This is a genomic window from Blattabacterium cuenoti (assembly GCF_014252035.1).
Lineage (GTDB): Bacteria > Bacteroidota > Bacteroidia > Flavobacteriales > Blattabacteriaceae > Blattabacterium > Blattabacterium cuenoti_Z.
Map to the genome: position 1 here is coordinate 362,395 of NZ_CP059207.1, position 19,084 is coordinate 381,478.

A 19,084-nucleotide genomic window follows, 5' to 3' on the forward strand; every position below is an offset into this window, starting at 1 on the left:
TTAATTATTATTCTACCGTTACAGATTTTGCTAAATTTCTTGGTTGGTCAACATTTTTTCCTCGAATACAAGCAATTTGATAAGCTAATAATTGTAATGGTATTACAGTTAATAACGGACTCAATTCTTCGGAAATTTCTGGAATTTTTATCACATAATCTGACATAATACTTGCTTGAATATCTCCTTCATTAACTATTGCAATGATTTTACCTTTTCTAGCTTTAATTTCTTGTATATTTCCTATAATTTTTTCATAACATCCCTTTTTTGTAGCTATAATAACAACAGGCATATTCTCATCAACTAAAGCTATAGGTCCATGTTTCATCTCAGCTGCAGGATATCCTTCCGCATGAATATAAGATATTTCTTTCAATTTCAAAGCTCCTTCTAAAGCTACTGGAAAATTAATCCCCCTACCGAGATAAAGAAAATTATTAACATTATGAAATACTTTTGATATATTTTTTATAATATGGATATGTCTATCTATTTTTAGAATATTATCCATTTTTTTTGGAATATTTGTAAGTTCATTCAATAATGAATGATATTTATTTTCATTTACTGTGGATCTATATTTTGCTAGTTTTAGAGATAATAAAATTAATACAGCAATTTGTGCTGTAAAAGCTTTTGTAGAGGCTACACCGATTTCTGGACCTGCATGTGTATAAATTCCTGCATTTACATTACGTGCAATGGATGATCCAACTACATTACAAATTCCAAAAACAAAAGCTCCTTTTTTTTTTGCTAATTTTAATGCAGCTAAAGTATCTGCAGTTTCTCCTGACTGTGATATTACAATGATCAAATCATTTTTATCTATAATAGGATTTCTATATCTAAATTCAGATGCATACTCAACTTCTACTGGAATTCTAGCTAGCTGTTCTAATAAGTATTCTCCAATCAAAGCAGCATGCCATGATGTTCCACATGCTACTATTGTTATAGATTTTGCATTGATAAAAATATCCTTATTAATTTCAATTCCATTGACACAAATAATTTTATCCGAAATTATTAATCTACCACGTAGAGTATATGAAATAGTTTTTGGCTGTTCATATATTTCTTTTAACATAAAATATTTATATTCGCCTTTTTCTATTTCTTTTAAATTAATTTTCAATTTATTAATAATTGGACTAAGTTTGTAATTATCTCTAATTTTTCTGAGGTCTAATTCTTTATTTTTTCTGAGAATCGCCATTTCTCCATCTTTTAGATAGATAGCATTTTTAGTATAATTAATAAAAGGAATTGGATCTGATGCTATAAAAAATTCTTTTTTATTAATTCCTAAAGCAAGAGGACTTCCCAATTTTGCTATGATAATTGTTTCTGGTTGTGACTTATCCACTATAGCAATAGAATAAGCACCTATTATTTCATTTAGTGAAATTCGTACAGCTTCTTCTAAAGATAATTTGTTTTCTTTTTTTATGTATTCTATAAGATTAACTAATACTTCTGTATCTGTTTTACTTTTGAAAGTAAAACCGTTTTCTAATAAAATAACTTTAATTGCATGATAATTTTCTATAATTCCGTTATGTATCATAATTAGTTCACTAGAATTAGATACATGCGGATGTGCATTTAAATCATTTGGAACACCATGAGTTGCCCACCTAGTATGACCTATTCCGGTAGTCCCCTTTATTTTTTTTTTATAGGAAGAAATTTTCTTTTCTAATTCATCAACTTTTCCTTTAGTTTTATATAAACTGTATCCATTTTTACAAAAAATGGCAATACCGGAACTATCATATCCTCTATATTCCAATTTTTTTAAACCATTTATAAGAATAGGATAAGCTTGTCTATCTCCTAAATAACCAATTATTCCACACATTATGTTTAAACTGATGAATTAATTATAAGTTTTTATAAATTTTTATATATCAATCTGTTCTAAAACAGTTTTTTTATAAAACTTCTCATAAACAGTTTCTATTTGTTCTATAGGATAATATTTTAATACCAAGAACTTATTTATATTTAATAAATCTTCTATTTCTTTAGGAAGAGAAATATCTCCTTTAATCATAGCATCTGAAAAATAGATACATAATTTTATAATATTAAAGTAATTAGGATTCTCTAATAATTTTAATTTATTCGTTTTAATTCCATCATTTTTTATCTTGTTCAGAATATCTTTATTTAAATAACCTTTAAATGGTTTGTTATAAATAGATACAATAATTTTTGAATTTTGATATAAAAGATCATTTTTATAAAAATTTTTTATATATAACGGAATAAAACAAGTAATCCATCCATATATATGGATAATATCAGGTTTCCAATTCAATTTCTTTACAGTTTCTAAAACTCCTTTTGTAAAAAATAAAGTTCTTTCGTCGTTATCAGTGAAAAAATTTCCGCTTTCATCTTCATATATAGCTTTTCTTTTAAAATATTCTTCATTGTCTATGAAATAGACTTGCAATCTAGCATTAGGAACAGAAGCTACTTTTATCAATAATGGTTGATCTATCTCATTAATAGTTAAATTTATACCAGATAAACGAATTACTTCATGTAACTGGTGTTTTCGTTCATTTATTACTCCAAAACGAGGCATAAATATACGTACATCATTTCCTATTGACTGCATAAATTTGGCAGCTTTTAAAACTGATAAAGATATTATATTCTCTGAAGAAAATGGAAATAAATCCGAAGAAACATATAATATACGTTTGCCTGTCATCTTAAGAGTTATTTAATATGTTGCAAAAAAAACGGATCATTGCAAAGATAATGAATAATATCCAATACCTGAACTTAAATATAAAAATATTAAATCATTTATTTTAAAAATAAAATCTTGTAGATTGTAAATTTTATTGATATGTCTTTTCATTAACTTATGAAATCAGAAAATAGAAAAAAGAAACATTCTTTTAAAAAAATTAAAAAACATAATAATTTCCTTACTGGAATTATTAATATTACACATCAAGGATTTGCTTTTGTGAAAACAAAAGAATATAAAAAAGAAATTTATATATCTAAATATAAAATAAACAAATCTCTAGAAGGAGATCTAGTAAAAATAAAATTAAAAAAATATCGTAAAAATAAACTGGAAGGAGAAGTTATAAAAATAATAAAAAGAAAAACAAATAATTTTATTGGAATACTAAAATTAAACTTTCAGTCAAAATATAATTATGGATCAGTTACTGTACATAAATTACACGTAGATATTTTAATAAAAACTAATTTAAAAAAAGAATATCACGATAATAAAGTTTTGGTTAAAATAATATCTTGGCCAAATAATTCTGAAAAACCTTTAGGAAAAATAATAAAAATATTTGGAAAACCTGGAGAATATAAAACAGAAATACAATCTTTATTAGAAGAATATGGAATCCCTACAGGATTTCCTAAAGAAGTAGAAAATGAAGCAAATAAAATATTTTTAAAAAGTAAAAATGATAATGCATCATCTATTATTAGAAAAGATATGAGAAATGTTACTACTTTTACTATAGATCCTATAGATGCAAAAGATTTTGATGATGCTATTTCAGTCAGAAAAATTAATTCTAATATTTGGGAAATAGGAATTCATATTTCCGATGTAACACATTATGTAAAAGAAGGAAGTATTTTAGACAGAGAAGCGTATTATAGAGCAACTTCTATTTATTTTGTGGGGAAAGTTATTCCAATGCTTCCAAAAATATTATCCAATAATATTTGTTCTTTACAACCAAAAGAAGAAAAATTAAGTTTTTCATTTATTTTCAATATAAATGATAAAGGAGAAATATTAAAAAATTGGTTTGGAAAAACTATTATACAATCTGATAAAAGATTTACATATGATGAAGTTCAAAAAATTATAGATGAAAAAAAAGGAGATTTTCATGAAGAAATTTATACTTTATTTCGCATATCTAAAATGTTAACAAAAAATAGGCTAAAAAATGGAGCAATTTTTCTTGAAAAAGAAGAAGTAAAATTTTGTTTAGATGAGAATAAAAATCCTATATCTTTATATTTAGAAAAATGTAATGAATCTCATAGATTAATAGAAGAATTTATGTTATTGACAAACAAAAAAATTTGTGAATTTGTGAGTAAAAATAAAAAAAATTCTACAAAAATTCCATACATCTATAGAGTCCATGATAAACCTGATTATGAAAAAATTTTTTTTCTAAAAAAAATTATCAAACCTTTAGGTTATTCTTTTGATTCAAAAAATTTAAAGAATTCTATTAATTTATTATTGAAACAATCTAAAGGTAAACCAGAACAAAATATGATAGAAAATTTAGTTTTACGCACTATGAGTAAAGCTAAATATTCTACAAATAATATAGGCCATTATGGTTTATCTTTTCTTTATTATACTCATTTTACTTCTCCTATTAGGAGGTATTCTGATATTATTGCTCATCGTTTATTATATTCATTTTTAAAAATAAGAAATAATAAAAAAAATGAAAAAAACAAAATTAAAACAACAGATTTTTATGAAAAACAGTCACAACATTGTAGTAATAGAGAGCGTTTAGCTATAGATATTGAAAGAGAATTTTCTAAATATTTGCAAGTAAAATATTTAAAAAAATTTTTAGGTAAAGAATTTGATGGAATTATAACAGGATTTACAGATTGGAGTGTATACATTGATTTATTATCTTTTCAAACAGAAGGAATGGTAAAATTACGTAATATTAAAGGAGATCATTATACTTTATCAAATACTAATTATAGTATAGTTGGGAAAAAAAACAAAAAAACTTATCAACTAGGAGATAAAATAAAAGTAAGATTATTAGATGTAAATATTGAAAAAAAACAAATTATACTTGATTGGATAGAAAAAAAATTTTAAAAATCAATTAATTCTCACAGCGTGTGGAACAAATATTGTGTAATTTCCTCTATTTTTTATAATTTCCCTTACAAAAGATGAACTAATATAAGATTTATCATAAGATGATAATAAGTAAATAGTTTCAATAAAATACGAATTCATTTTTGATAGTTTTTTGTTTATAAAGAATAAATTTTTCTCAAATTCAAAATCTAGTTGATTTCTTATTCCTCTTAATAAAAATTTTACTTTTTTTTTCATGCAAAAAGGAATCATTAAGCCATTAAATGAGTCTATTTCTATATTATTAGAATAATATTTTTCGTTAAAAGATGGACTTAAAAAAGTTTCTTTTAACCATTGTTTCCTTTTATAAAGAGGAAACATGTATTTTTTTTTAAAATTATTTCCAATAGCTATTATTATTTTATCAAATAAATTTAAAGATCTTATAATAATATCATAATGACCAATAGTTATTGGATCAAAAGATCCAGGAAATATAGCTATTTTTTTTCTATTATTTTTCACTTTATCTAAATCTAAAATCATAAATAATATAAAAAAATTTTATTTTTGTCTTTTTTTAAGAAAAATGTAAAAATCATTTTTTAATAATAATAAAAAATGTAACCTTGTATAATTGCAATTTAAAATTGATACATAAAAATATTTTCTATGAATTGTAATTGAAAAAAAACAACATTGGTTAATAGTAAAATCAAAAATATGTAGTATTAATATGTTGTAGATATACAAGGTAAAATAAAAAAATTTTTAATATATAATATCAAGTATATGAGAAAAAAGTTCGTATTACGAAATGAAATAACAATAATACATCATACATAAAAACTACGATACAAAAAAAAATTAACTAAACTGTAATTAAAATGTTGGTCTAATTATGATGAATTATATACATATTTATGTTCCCGATTTTATATTAGTAATAATGGTACTTCATATATACTAAAAAAAAGGAATTGTTGAATATATGAAAATTGATACATTTAAAAAATGTAATTTTTACATTATTTAATAATCCTAAATAAATACGAAATAAATAATAAACAAAATCATTGAAAATAATAATTAATAAAAATAAAATATATTATCTTTTATTAGAAGAATTATCAATACGAAATTATATTCAAAAAATAGAGATAATATTTTTATCTATAAAAATAATCAACTTATTGTTTTTTTATTATAAAAAAATTATACGTGCATAAAAAAGTAAATTTTTTTCGTATACTTATATTTTATTTTTGGTTTCCATTTTTTTTAGGAATTATTACTATTTTTTTAATTTTTTATGCAGCTTTTAAAGGTTATTTAGGTCCTTTACCTAACACTAAAGATATTGAAAATCCTACAATGGAAATAGGATCAGAAGTTTATGATACAAATGGTATTTTGCTAGGTAGATTTTTTTCTGAAAATAGAACTTTAGTAACTTATAATCAACTACCTAAAAATTTAATAAATGCTTTAATAGCTAAAGAAGATATTCGTTTTCATCACCATTCTGGAATTGATATAAAATCTTTTCTTAGAGCAATATTTTCATTAGGAAAAAAAGGAGGAGGTAGTACAATATCTCAACAATTAGCAAAGCTTCTATTTACAGGAGAATCAGCAAAAAATAAATTGCAAAGAATACATCAAAAACTTTTAGAATGGGTAATGGCAATTGAATTAGAAAAACGTTATACAAAAGAAGAGATTATTGCTATGTATTATAATAAATTTGATTTTTTGTATAATGCAAAAGGAGTTGAAACAGCTGCTCATACTTATTTCAATAAAAAATCATCTGACCTTGATCTTGGAGAATGTGCTACATTAGTAGGAATGTTAGAAAATCCTTCTTTATATAATCCAAAAAATTATCCTGAAAGAGCAAAAAAACAAAGAAATTTGGTTCTTTCTCAAATGAGAAAGTATAATTTTTTAAATAAACGTCAATATAAAGAACAATTAAATAAACCTATACAAATAAATTTTAAAATACAGAAAAAAGATTTTGAATTACTTACTTATTACAGTGAATTTTTAAAAAAAGAAATTCAGGATTCATTAGATGAATATGAAATAAAAACAGGAAAAAAACTAAATCTTTATTCTAGTGGATTAAAAATATATATATCTATTGATTCAAGAATGCAATATTATGCAGAAAAATCTGTGAAAAAACATCTTAGAAGTTTGCAAGTTTTATTCGATATTTCTCAAAAAAGAAATAAAAATGCGCCTTTTTCAAATATATCTAAAGAAAAAACTCAAAGAATTCTTATATCTGCTATGCATCGAACACAATTATATCAAGATTTAAAACAAAAAGGTTTTACGGAAAAATTAATTATAGAAGAATTTAAAAAACCACGATTAATAAAATTATTTACTTGGAATGGTTCAAAAAAAGTATTAATTTCTCCATGGAATTTTATTCGATATCAAAAAAGCATTATGCAAGCAGGACTTTTATCGATAGAACCATCCACTGGATATATAAAAGCATGGGTAGGTGGTATAGATTTTAATTATTTTCAATATGATCATGTTGCACAAACACAACGTCAAGTTGGTTCTGTTTTTAAACCTATATTATATGCAGCTGCAATTAATGAATTACATTATAATCCTTGTACGAAAATTTCGAATGAAAAATTTCATTTAGGAAAATGGAATCCTAGAAATTCTAATGGAAAATACGGAGGGTTCCTTACATTAAAAGATGGATTAGCTTTATCTGTTAATACTATATCTGCTCGTCTTATATCACAAATAACTCCAAAGCCAGTAATTAGATTAGCAAAAAAAATGGGAATAAAATCTTTTATACCTGAACATCCATCCATAGCATTAGGTTCGGCAGATATAACATTATATGAAATGACAGGTGCATTTAATACATTTACAAATTATGGATTTTATGTAAAACCTAGTCTTCTTTTAAAAATAGAAGATAAAAATGGAAATATTATTAAGGATAATTTTTATTATATAAATAAAAGAAAAGTTCTTAACGAAGAAGTTGCATATATCATGTTAAAAATAATGCAAGGAGTTGTTAAATATGGAACGGCTAGAAGATTACAAAGATATAATTTAATAGGAGAAATAGCAGGTAAAACAGGAACCACTAATGAAAATTCAGATGGATGGTTTATAGGAATGATACCTAATTTAACTACTGGAGTATGGGTAGGATGGGAGGATAGATTTTCTCATTTTAATAATATAAAATTAGGTCAAGGTGCTAATATGGCACTTCCAATATGGGCATATTATATGAATCATATATATAAAAACATCAAATTAATATATCACAATAAATTATTATTTCATAAACCAAAAAATTATAACAATTATTGGGATAAATGCGAAGAAATAAATGTCGAAAATAAAGAAAATAATTACATTCTAAATGAAGAAAACAAAAAAAAGGAAATTGATGAATCTTATTCAGAAAATTCAGAAGAAAATGATAATTTAGAAAATATTATAGATATTGAAAGTAATTCCGATTCAGAAAAATAAATTATAATTATATGATAAAAAGAATATTAATTTTAGAAAAAGGTCATTCTTTTATTATATATAAATTAAAAAAGAAAGGTTTTATTTGTGATGAAAATTTTTATTCTTCTCCAAAAGAAATAAATTTATCTGTATATGATGGTGTTATCTTAAGAAGTAGAATAAAAATAGATAAATATTTTATTAATAAAGCAATAAAACTAAAATTTATAGCTCGTATAGGTTCTGGAATAGAAAATATAGATATAAAATATATTAATAAAAAAGGAATTACTTTAATATCTTCTCCAGAAGGTAACAAAGATGCCGTAGCAGAACATGCTATAGGAATGCTTTTATGTATAATGAATAATATTATTGTTTCTAATAGAGAAATATTAAAAGGTAAATGGAACAGAGAAAAAAATAGAGGTACGGAAATTATGGGAAAAACAGTAGGTATTATTGGATATGGAAATACAGGTAAATCATTCGCAAAAAAAATATCAGGTTTTGATACTAAAGAAACATTGTGTTATGATATTTTACCAAATGTAGGAAATATATATGCAAAACAAGTAAATATGAATATAATATTTAAAAAATCTGATATATTAAGTTTACATGTTCCATATACTCCCATGACAAAATATATGATAAATTATAATTTCATAAAAAAATTTAATAAACCTTTTTATCTGATAAATACATCTCGTGGGAAATGCTTAATTACTAATCATATTATAAAAGCATTAAAAAATGGTAAAATATATGGGGCATGTTTAGATGTTTTAGAATATGAAAATTTTTCTTTTGAAAATATTTTTTATGAAAAAAAATACAGAAAAGATATCTTTTATCTTATTAATTCTAAAAAAATTATATTAACACCTCATATTGCCGGATATACAAAAGAATCAAAATATAAAATGGATAAAAAAATAATAGAAAAAATCATTTTTTTAAATGATAAATTAAAAAAATATTAATATAATTGAATGATATAAAATTTTTATACTCCATATTATAACCAATATTCCTATAAAAAAACATATTGTTGTTATAGGAAGCTTTCCTGATATTCTAGCAGCTATAGGAGCAGCAAATATACCTCCAAATACTAATCCGAAAACAATTTTCCAATAATTTATACCTAATAAAGAAAAAAAAGTTAAAGTACTTGAAAGTGTAACAAAAAATTCCGATAAACTTACTGATCCTATCACATATTTCGGAGTCCTACCTTTTGAAATTAAAGTACTAGTAACAAAAGGACCCCACCCACCACCTGCAAAAGAATCAAAAAAACCTCCCAAACCTGCTAAATATCCTATTTTTTTTATTTTTTTATTATTTTTATTCCAATTACATGTTCTTAATAATATTTTTATTCCTAAAAAAAAAGTATAAATAGCTAACATTGGTTTAATATAAAAAGCATAATTATCACCAAATTTAGAAAGTAAAAAGGCCCCAATAATAGAACCTAAAATACCAGGTATTAAGAGTATTTTAAATAATTTATTATTAACATTTCCCATTCTATAATGACTTAATCCAGATATTCCGCTAGAAAATATTTCTGCAGTATGTATACTAGCACTAATAGTAGATAACGGTATTCCAAAAGACATTAATATAGTTGTACAAGTAAGCCCATATCCCATCCCTATTGCTCCATCAACAAGTTGAGCAAAAAAACCAGTGAATATTAAATACAAAAAATTTTGATTAAAAAAGTATAAAAAAATAAACCGAAAATCAGTACTACTTACATTTATAAATAATGTATGTAAAAAATAACTAACTATGTTAATTAACGTAATTATAACTAATAAATAACTTACTAAGTTTTTATTTTCTAAATTTTTATTAATATATTTATTATTATTTTCTATTAACCAATTTTCAGTTATTGAATGTAATACTTTTACTTTGTGCTCAAAATCACCTTTTAATCGATTTCTAATATCATGCATGTTTATTAATATATCGTCTATTTCATTTGGTAATACATACAAAAAAAATTCTTTCAATTTTTTAGCTATAATAGGGGATTTACCATTAGTAGAAATAGCTATTTTTATATTTCCTTTTTGTACAATAGACCCCATATAAAAATCACAAAGTTCAGGAGTATCAACTACGTTTATTATTTTATGCATTTTTTTTGCATCTTTTTTTATTTTTTTACTTAAAATAGGATTATTCACAGCTACAATAACTACATCAATATTTTCTAAATCAAGGTGTCCATAAAATTTTTTAGTAATCTTTATATCATTAAATAGTTTAGCTAATTGATAAATTTTTTTATCTATATGTGATGCAATAAGATTTATTTTTGTATCCGGATTATTTATTAATACAGTATTAAGCTTTTCTAAAGCTGTTTTTCCTCCACCAATAATCAGAAAAGATAGTCTTTCTAAATGCAAAAAAATAGGTAATAATCTATTTTCTTCCTTACTATTATTATCATTCATAAAAATGAATTATCTTATCATAATACTGTTAACTTTTTTCTAAAAGAAAAATCACCAAAACTTTCTCCTACTAATTTTTCTTTTTTAAAAAAATTAAAAAGATGATCTAATTCATTTAGAATAGAAGATTCGTCCATATTTTTTTTATAAATTTTATTTAATCGAGTACCTTCTTTATTAGAACCTAAATAAAGATTATATCTTCCATAAGATAATCCAACTAACCCTATTTCAGATAAATAAGGTCTAGAACAACCGTTAGGACATCCAGTCATACGAATAATAATATTTTCTTTTTGTAGTTGATATTTATTTAAAATAATTTCTATTTTATCTATTAATTTTGGAAGATAACGTTGTCCTTCCGCTAAAGCTAGTGGACAAGTATTTAGCGCAACACAAGCCATAGAATTTTTCCTTATAGAAGAAATACTATTCATATAATCATGAATTCCATATTTTAATAAAATAGATTCTATTATTTTTTTATTTTCATTATTAATATCAATGATCATTAAATTTTGATTACAAGTAAATAAAAAATTACATGCAGAATTTTTTGCTATTTCTAATAATGTAGATTTAATTTTTATTTTTTTGTCAGAAATCAATCCATTTTCTATAAAAAATGTATACCTCCATAATCCTTCATCATCTTTGATCCATCCAAAATCATCACCTCTTTTTGTAAAAGAAAAAGGTTTTTCTTTTTCTAACGAAAATCCTATCCTATCTTCTAACTTTTTTTTAAACCAAGAAATCCCATAATTATCTATAGTATATTTTAATCGAGCTAATTTACGGTTAGTTCTATTTCCATAATCACGTTGAATTGTTAAAACCTCATATATTATTTTCAAAATATGATGTTTTTTTAAATTATAAAAACCAATTACTGTACCTAATCTGGAATAGGTTTTATCGTTACCATGAGTTGTAGACAATCCACCTCCAACTGTTATATTAAAACCATTTATTTTGTTTTTTTCTTTATCTAAAATAGCTATTAACCCTAAATCATTTGCAAATACATCTACATCATTATTAGGAGGAACTGATAAAGCTATTTTAAATTTTCTAGGTAAATAACTATCTCTATACAGAGGATCTCTTTCCTCTTTTTTTTCAAATATTTTATCTTCATCTAACCATATTTCATAATATGATCTTGTTTTAGGCAATAACATCCTGCTAATATTATTAGCATATTCAAAAATGATTTTTCGTATAGATTTTTTTACATATGTGCTACATATAACATTTCTGTTTATATCTCCACATGTAGCAATAGAATCTAACTTATTAAGATGAAAATATTTAATAGTAGGTTTAATCTTAGATTTAATAATTCCATGTAATTGAATAGTTTGCCTAGTAGTTATTTTGATTACTCCAGTGGAATTATTTTCTGAAATATTATGAATAGATAACCACTGTTTACAATTGATTAATCCACCTGGAATTCGAAGACGTATCATAAAAGAATATGATTTATCTAATTTTTTTTTAGATCTTACTTCTCTAATATCTCTATCGTCTTGTTGATATAATCCATGGAATTTAACAATTATTTGATCTTCATCATGCAATTTTCCATATAGTTGATCTTTTAAACTATCTATAATAGTTCCTCTAAGACCTCTACTTTTCTTTTTTATTCTCTCTTCTTTTGTCAACATATTTTAATTTTTAGTAGACATCTTTTAAATATCTTCCATTTTTTTTCATTTCATTTATGAATAAAACTGGATCTAATTTTCCAACTTTTTCTATAACTTTTAAAATCATATTCTCAACATCTATGCTCATTGGTTTCCTTTTTCCACAAACATATACGTATGCACCATTATTAATCCATGAAAAAAATTCTAAACGATTTTCCCATATTTTATCTTGTACATATATTTTTCTTTCTTGATCTCTTGAAAAAGAAAGACTAACATAATGAAGAACCCCCTTTTTTTTCCAATCTTGTATCTCTGTTTGGTATAAAAAATCTGTATTAAAATGTTGATCCCCAAAAAATAACCAATTTTTTCCTGTAGATTCTGTAAATTCTCTTTCATATAAAAAAGAACGAAAAGGCGCAATACCAGTTCCTGGACCAATAAGAATTATATCTTTTTCTTTAGATGGAAGTTTAAATAAATGATTTTTATGGATAAAAAAATATATTTTATCTCCTTTTTTTAATTTTGATAAAAAATTGGAACAATGACCATATATAACTCTTCCATTTGATTGAAAATAATGACGAGATACAGTAATATGTATTTCATTATTATGTACTTTTGGAGAAGAACAAATAGAATAAAATCTAGGTTTGATATTTTCCATAATATCCACTAATTCTTTTAATGTATTTCTTATGGGAAATTTTTTTAACAAATCAATAATACTATAATTTTTGTACTTTTTAATAAATACATCTTTTTCAATAGAAAAATTTTTTTTATGTGAAAAGAAAAAATATTTTTCTAGAAAATTTTCAGATACATTAGAAATATTTACATTTTCTTCCAATATTTTTAATATATTATTTTTTTCATTTTCTTTTAGTTTATTTTTTTTAAAAAATTCAAATATTTCTAAAATTTCATATTTATGATTTTTTGGATATATTCCTATAGAATCTCCTGGAAGATATTCCACTTCGTTATTAGCTAATATTTCAATATGATATACTTCTTTATTAGAACCTCTTTCTTTGTCAGACAATAAAATATTATTTAATATATTTCCACATTTTATCCTATTTTTATTATTCTTTTTTAAAGAAGATTTTTCATATATTATTTTTTTTTTAAAAAAGTTTAAAATATTAAAAAGCCATTTTTTAGATTCTACTTCATAATCTGTATCACATTTAAACAATGGAACAATTCTTGTTCCACCAATTTTATATAAACGTTTATCTATATCTTCTCCTGCTTTACAAAAAAAAGGATAAGACTTATCACCTAATGCTAAAACACTATATTTTAATTTACTTATATTAAGATCATTTTTTTTATGAATAAAATCAAAAAAAGATTTTGCGGAAGAAGGTGGTTCTCCATCTCCATGCGTACTAATTATTAGTAATAAATAATCTTCCTTTTCTAAATCTGATAAACGATATTGATCGATGCTAATTACTTTGAATATTATATTTTTTTTTCTAGCTTCCTGATAAATACTAAAAGCTAAGTTTTTTGCATTTCCAGTTTCCGTACCATAAACTAATGGTATTATTTTTTTTTCTTCCTTATCTTTTTTCTTTTTTTGTAAGGAAAGAAATCCACAAATATATCCAGACATCCATATAATTTCTTCTGTAGAGGATTCTTTCATTAATTTAAGAAAAATCTGATTATTTGATTCAGGTAACATTTTTTTCAGTTTTATTAAATAATAAAAATTATGAAAAACGATAATTATGAAAATAATTACTCCTATTTTTGCTTTCATTAAACCATTTAAAATAATGATATAATGATACAGTTTTCCCCATTATTATGATGGATGGAGATAAAAAAGAAACTTTATTTCTAAATTTTTTTATATCGGAAAGATTAACTATATATGTTTTTTGCATAGGAGTTGTAGCTTGTTCTATGATTGCCATCAACTTTTCGTTTATAAAATATTTTCTTTTTTTAATAAGTTTATCAAATATATTATGTATATTTTTTGAACACATATAAAAAACTAAAGTATCCTTAGTTCTTATGAAATCTATCCACTGATTAGAATCAATAGAATCTAAATCATGAAGAGTGATAAATCGTACTGAAGATGCATATCCTCTTGCAGTTAGTGGAATTCCTGAATAAGAAGATGCCCCAATAGCAGAAGTAACACCTGGAATTATTTCATAAGAAATATTATATTTTTTTAATTCTGTTAGCTCATCAATAATATTAGAAAAAATTGAACAATCTCCTCCTTTTAACCTAATTACATATTTACCTTTTAATGCATATTGAACTATTAATTTATTAATTTCATATTGGTTAAATGATTGATTATTTGAATAATTTTTTCCAACAAAAATAAATTCATTTTTTGAATGAGAATACTTTTTTATTAATTCTGGACTAACTAGGCGATCAACTAATACAATTTCTGATTTTTTTAAATGATTAACTGCTTTAATTGTTATTAATTCAGGATCTCCTGGACCAGCTGATATAAAAATTACTTTTTTTCTTTTCATTATATTAAAAAAGATTTTCAACTGAAAGATATCTTTCTCCAGTATCATAATTAAATGTTAATATAGTTCTACCTTCAGGAAAATCATGTAATTTTTTTTTTATAGCAGATAAAACGGCTCCCGTAGAAATTCCAACTAGAATTCCTTCTTTTTTTGCAATTTCTCTAACACAAGTAAATGATTCTTCTTTTGACACTAATAATGTACCGTCTAATATTTCAACATTTAGAATAGAAGGTATAAATCCTGCACCTAATCCTTGAATAAAATGAGGACGAGCTTCTCCTCCAAATATAACAGGAGATTCTATAGGTTCTACGGAATAAATTTTAATATCTAAGAATTTCTTTTTTAATATTTCTCCTATTCCAGTTATATGTCCTCCAGTTCCAACTCCAGAAATAAAATAATCAATTCCTTCTGGAAAAGAATCAATTATCTCTTTTGCTGTAGTTTTTCTATGTATTTCCGGATTTGATTTATTATCAAACTGTCTAGCAATCCAAGAATTAGAAATTGTATGAGATAATTCTTCTGCTTTTTCAATCGCCCCTTTCATTCCTTTTTCCCTGGGAGTAAGGATAAACTCAGCACCAAAAATAGAAAATAGTTTTCTTCTTTCTACACTCATAGATTCTGGCATAACTAAAATTAAACGATATCCTTTAACTGCAGTTACCATGGCTAATCCTATACCTGTATTCCCAGAAGTAGGTTCTATAATAACAGAACCACTTTTGATCTTACCTTTTTTTTCTGCATCTTCTATCATAGATAAAGCAATTCTATCTTTAATGCTACCTCCAGGATTATTTCTTTCCAATTTCATCCATACTTTGTGTTTTGGAAATAAATTTTTTATTCGTACATGAGGTGTATTACCAATAGTTTTTAAAATATTATCTACTTTCATTATTCATATTCTTTTATATCATAAAATTAATTGGGTCAGGAAAAGGATTATTATTTCGCATCCTTATTTCATTTTTTTGGTATACTATGGAAAAAGGAGGAATGCTTTTCGTAATCCATACATTACCTCCTACTACACTATCATGTCCTACTATAGTTTCTCCACCTAAAATAGTAGCTCCAGAATATATTGTTACTCTATCTTCTATAGTAGGATGTCTTTTTTTATTCATTAATTTTTTATTTACATAAATTGCTCCTAAAGTTACTCCTTGATATATTTTTACTTCATTACCTATTTTTGCACTGGATCCTATAACAACACCTGTTCCATGATCAATAACAAAACTTTTACCTATTTCAGCAGAAGCATGTATGTCTACACCAGTTTTACTATGAGCATATTCTGTCATCAATCTAGGAATAATTGGAACCTTTTGTTTCCATAATTGATGTGCCATACGATATATAGATGTAGCAAAAAATCCAGGATAAGAAAGAAAAATTTCTTCTATTACTGTTGCAGCAGGATCAAATTTTAATATTGAATTAGCATCTATTATTAGCGTTTTATATATTTTGGACAAATTTTCAAAAAATATTTTACATATATTTATATAATTTTGTCTTTCAATATTTAATTCTATAAGAATTTCACATAAAATATTTTGTAAATATTCATAATTTTTTATGAAAAAAAATTTATTTTCCAAAATAGATTTATCAGGAGTGAATAGAAACTTAAATAAACTATCTACAAAATATTCTAACTTTTTTTTATTAGGGAAATAATCCTTTTTTTTGTTATTTTCAAATATAATTTCTAAAATATTTAAATCAAACATTTACTTTATTATTATAATTTTATTATTATTTTATTGGATCATACAAGATGCTACTGTAGAATAATTTGTATCATCTATTAATATAGATGCTCCATTATCTCTTATTTTATTATAAGAATCATATGGAATTGGAATAGATGTCCTTATCTTTGCTTTAACCAAATCATTTAATTGTATATTCTCTGGATTATTTTGTACTTTCAAATTATTCGCATCTATACGATAAATAATTTCTTTTATTAAAGCTGTAACCACAAGGCTATTTATTTGAAATAAATACTTATTACCTTTTTTAAAAGAATTATTTGTCATCCAACAAAGAATGACTTCAAATTCTTTAGAAAATGTTGGATGTATATCTTCTTTTTTTACTATAAGGTCTCCACGAGATATATCTATTTCATCTTCTAAATACATTACTATACTTTGTGGATAAAATACTTTTTGTATTTTTTGATCCATACTACCATTTTCTATATATTTTATAGATGTTTGAAATTTAGAAGGATAAATTATTACTTTATCTCCTTCTTTATATGTTCCACTAATTATTTTTCCCGCATAACCGCGAATATTTTCACCATTATTTTTTTTACAAATAATTACATATTGCACTGGATATCTTGATGGTTCTAAATGATAGTTTTGATGAATAACAGTATTTTCTAAAATATATAATAAAGTTGGACCTGTATACCATTTCATCTGTTTAGATCTATTTACTATGTTATCTCCATTTTTAGCACTAATAGGTATAGTAGTAACATTTTTTAATCCTACCTTTTTTGCAATATTTTTATATTCATTTACAATATGTTGATAAATACTTTTATCATAATTTATCAAATCCATTTTATTGATAGCAAGTATGATTTTTGGAATATTCAATATGCCTAATATCAATGAATGTCTTTGCGTTTGTTCTACAATACCATAACGCGCATCTATTAATATAATAGCTAAATCTACATGAGTTGCTCCAGTTACCATATTTCTAGTATATTGTATATGCCCTGGAACATCTGCTATAATAAATTTTCTATTAGGTGTTGCAAAATACTTATAAGCAACATCAATAGTTATTCCTTGTTCTCTTTCAGCCCGTAAACCATCTGTAAACAATGATAAATCAATATTATTATCATTGTTATTATTTTTTTTTAAACTTCTTTTTTTAACAACATTTAGCTGATCCATTAAAATAGAATTACTATCATATAATAATCGTCCAATAAGAGTGCTCTTACCATTATCAACACTACCAGATGTCATGAATCTCAAAGTATTCATTTTTTTATTATGACTATTTATATAAGTTTTCATTAGAAATATCCTTGTTTTTTTCTATCTTCCATAGATGTTTCCGAAAAAGAATCATCTATCCTTGTTTGTCCTCTTTCACTAATTTTAGTATTTAAAAGTTCTTGAATGATTTCTTCTACATTACTAGCTTCTGATTCTATAGCAGCCGTACAAGTCATATCTCCTATAGTCCTATAACGTAACTTTTTAACGTATACTTTTTCATCTATACGAGGTTTTATAAAATCAGATACAGAAATCCATTTTCCTTTAAAATTTATAACTTTTCTTTTATGTGAAAAATAAATATTTGGCAGTGATATTTTTTCTTCTTTTATATAATTCCAAACATCTAATTCTGTCCAATTACTAATTGGAAAAACACGTATATTTTCACCCTTATGTATTTTTCCATTATAAATGTTCCATAATTCAGGTCTCTGTAATTTTGGATCCCAATGGCCAAATTCATTTCTAAATGAGAATATTCTTTCCTTAGATCTTGCTTTATCTTCATCTCTACGACCTCCTCCTATACATGCATCAAACTGATATTCTTCAATAGAATCAATTAATGTATAAGATTGCAATCTATTTCTACTAGAAAATCTAGTACCTTTTTCTTCCGATAAATTTTTCTTATAAATAGTATCTTCTACTTTTTTTATAATAATTTTTTCTTTAATATTACTTATTAATTTATCTCTAAATTCAATTGTTTCTGGAAAATTATGTCCTGTATCTATATGAAGTAAAGGAAATGGTAATTTTCCAGGTCTAAAAGCTTTTAAAGCTAAATGAATCAATAAAATAGAGTCTTTTCCTCCTGAAAATAATAGAACAGGATTTTCAAATTGTCCTGCAACTTCTCTATAAATATGAATAGATTCCGATTCTAATTCTTCTAAATAATTCAACTGATAATTTTTCATTCCATATCTATTTTTTATTCATATTT

At 23.8% G+C, this 19,084-nt stretch carries 14 protein-coding genes; 3 read left to right on the top strand and 11 right to left on the bottom strand.

All coding sequences use genetic code 11. The features are described from left to right. Positions 1–7 precede the first annotated feature (7 nt). Together glmS and H0H49_RS01705 are read right to left on the bottom strand one after the other, a co-directional pair. Positions 8–1,867 (bottom strand): glutamine--fructose-6-phosphate transaminase (isomerizing), encoded by a 1,860-nt coding sequence (gene glmS / locus H0H49_RS01700; RefSeq protein WP_185864248.1) that lies wholly within the window; start codon positions 1,865–1,867, stop codon positions 8–10. Positions 1,868–1,909: 42 nt separating this feature from the next. Continuing rightward, positions 1,910–2,731 carry a glycogen/starch synthase gene (locus tag H0H49_RS01705; protein WP_185864249.1) on the bottom strand — a complete coding sequence of 274 codons (822 nt, stop codon included), beginning with the start codon at positions 2,729–2,731 and terminating at the stop codon, positions 1,910–1,912. 159 nt (positions 2,732–2,890) lie between these two features. Between H0H49_RS01705 and rnr the strand changes: the two genes are divergently transcribed. Beyond that, a complete protein-coding gene (gene rnr, locus H0H49_RS01710) occupies positions 2,891–4,876 on the top strand; it encodes a ribonuclease R (protein ID WP_185864250.1) in 1,986 nt (661 codons plus the stop codon). Positions 4,877–4,879: 3 nt separating this feature from the next. Here rnr and coaD read toward each other — a convergent pair whose 3' ends face one another. Further along, positions 4,880–5,410, bottom strand: a complete 531-nt coding sequence (gene coaD / locus H0H49_RS01715) for a pantetheine-phosphate adenylyltransferase (protein WP_185864251.1) — start codon at positions 5,408–5,410, stop codon at positions 4,880–4,882. A gap of 675 nt (positions 5,411–6,085) precedes the next feature. Here coaD and H0H49_RS01720 point away from each other — a divergent pair. Next, positions 6,086–8,404: a penicillin-binding protein 1A gene (locus tag H0H49_RS01720; protein WP_185864252.1), complete on the top strand. Its 2,319-nt coding sequence runs from the start codon at positions 6,086–6,088 to the stop codon at positions 8,402–8,404. Between the two features lie 11 nt (positions 8,405–8,415). Beyond that, entirely contained in the window at positions 8,416–9,372 is a 957-nt protein-coding gene (locus H0H49_RS01725) for an NAD(P)-dependent oxidoreductase (protein ID WP_185864253.1), read from the top strand. Here the strand turns inward: H0H49_RS01725 and H0H49_RS01730 are convergent. The 8 genes from H0H49_RS01730 to cysD are packed head-to-tail and all read right to left on the bottom strand — an operon-like array spanning position 9,358 to position 19,058. Continuing rightward, positions 9,358–10,869 carry a TSUP family transporter gene (locus H0H49_RS01730; protein ID WP_185864254.1) on the bottom strand — a complete coding sequence of 504 codons (1,512 nt, stop codon included), beginning with the start codon at positions 10,867–10,869 and terminating at the stop codon, positions 9,358–9,360. The genes H0H49_RS01725 and H0H49_RS01730 overlap by 15 nt on opposite strands. 17 nt (positions 10,870–10,886) lie before the next feature. After that, on the bottom strand, positions 10,887–12,548 hold the full coding sequence (locus H0H49_RS01735; protein ID WP_185864255.1) for an NADPH-dependent assimilatory sulfite reductase hemoprotein subunit: 1,662 nt from the start codon (positions 12,546–12,548) through the stop codon (positions 10,887–10,889). Between the two features lie 10 nt (positions 12,549–12,558). Further along, entirely contained in the window at positions 12,559–14,319 is a 1,761-nt protein-coding gene (locus H0H49_RS01740) for a diflavin oxidoreductase (RefSeq protein ID WP_238784931.1), read from the bottom strand. After that, entirely contained in the window at positions 14,270–15,067 is a 798-nt protein-coding gene (gene cobA, locus H0H49_RS01745; protein ID WP_185864256.1) for a uroporphyrinogen-III C-methyltransferase, read from the bottom strand. The genes H0H49_RS01740 and cobA overlap by 50 nt, the downstream gene beginning before the upstream one ends. A gap of 4 nt (positions 15,068–15,071) precedes the next feature. Then, positions 15,072–15,980, bottom strand: coding sequence for a cysteine synthase A (cysK, locus tag H0H49_RS01750; protein WP_185864257.1), 909 nt, complete (start codon positions 15,978–15,980; stop codon positions 15,072–15,074). Between the two features lie 13 nt (positions 15,981–15,993). Continuing rightward, entirely contained in the window at positions 15,994–16,824 is an 831-nt protein-coding gene (locus H0H49_RS01755; RefSeq protein WP_185864258.1) for a serine O-acetyltransferase, read from the bottom strand. 30 nt (positions 16,825–16,854) lie between these two features. Beyond that, positions 16,855–18,114 carry a sulfate adenylyltransferase subunit 1 gene (locus tag H0H49_RS01760; protein ID WP_185864752.1) on the bottom strand — a complete coding sequence of 420 codons (1,260 nt, stop codon included), beginning with the start codon at positions 18,112–18,114 and terminating at the stop codon, positions 16,855–16,857. Between the two features lie 32 nt (positions 18,115–18,146). Next, the gene (cysD, locus tag H0H49_RS01765) at positions 18,147–19,058 is read right to left on the bottom strand and encodes a sulfate adenylyltransferase subunit CysD (RefSeq protein ID WP_185864259.1); all 912 of its coding nucleotides are present in this window, start codon (positions 19,056–19,058) and stop codon (positions 18,147–18,149) included. Positions 19,059–19,084 lie beyond the last annotated feature (26 nt).

Bases quoted from the DNA above. Each gene is read 5' to 3' on its own strand.
- H0H49_RS01735 (WP_185864255.1), bottom strand. From the start codon at position 12,548: ATGTTGACAAAAGAAGAGAGAATAAAAAAGAAAAGTAGAGGTCTTAGA.
- cobA (WP_185864256.1), bottom strand. From the start codon at position 15,067: ATGAAAAGAAAAAAAGTAATTTTTATATCAGCTGGTCCAGGAGATCCT.
- H0H49_RS01725 (WP_185864253.1), top strand. From the start codon at position 8,416: ATGATAAAAAGAATATTAATTTTAGAAAAAGGTCATTCTTTTATTATA.
- H0H49_RS01755 (WP_185864258.1), bottom strand. From the start codon at position 16,824: ATGTTTGATTTAAATATTTTAGAAATTATATTTGAAAATAACAAAAAA.
- cysK (WP_185864257.1), bottom strand. From the start codon at position 15,980: ATGAAAGTAGATAATATTTTAAAAACTATTGGTAATACACCTCATGTA.
- cysD (WP_185864259.1), bottom strand. From the start codon at position 19,058: ATGAAAAATTATCAGTTGAATTATTTAGAAGAATTAGAATCGGAATCT.
- H0H49_RS01760 (WP_185864752.1), bottom strand. From the start codon at position 18,114: ATGAATACTTTGAGATTCATGACATCTGGTAGTGTTGATAATGGTAAG.
- H0H49_RS01730 (WP_185864254.1), bottom strand. From the start codon at position 10,869: ATGAATGATAATAATAGTAAGGAAGAAAATAGATTATTACCTATTTTT.
- glmS (WP_185864248.1), bottom strand. From the start codon at position 1,867: ATGTGTGGAATAATTGGTTATTTAGGAGATAGACAAGCTTATCCTATT.
- H0H49_RS01740 (WP_238784931.1), bottom strand. From the start codon at position 14,319: ATGAAAGCAAAAATAGGAGTAATTATTTTCATAATTATCGTTTTTCAT.
- H0H49_RS01705 (WP_185864249.1), bottom strand. From the start codon at position 2,731: ATGACAGGCAAACGTATATTATATGTTTCTTCGGATTTATTTCCATTT.
- coaD (WP_185864251.1), bottom strand. From the start codon at position 5,410: ATGATTTTAGATTTAGATAAAGTGAAAAATAATAGAAAAAAAATAGCT.
- rnr (WP_185864250.1), top strand. From the start codon at position 2,891: ATGAAATCAGAAAATAGAAAAAAGAAACATTCTTTTAAAAAAATTAAA.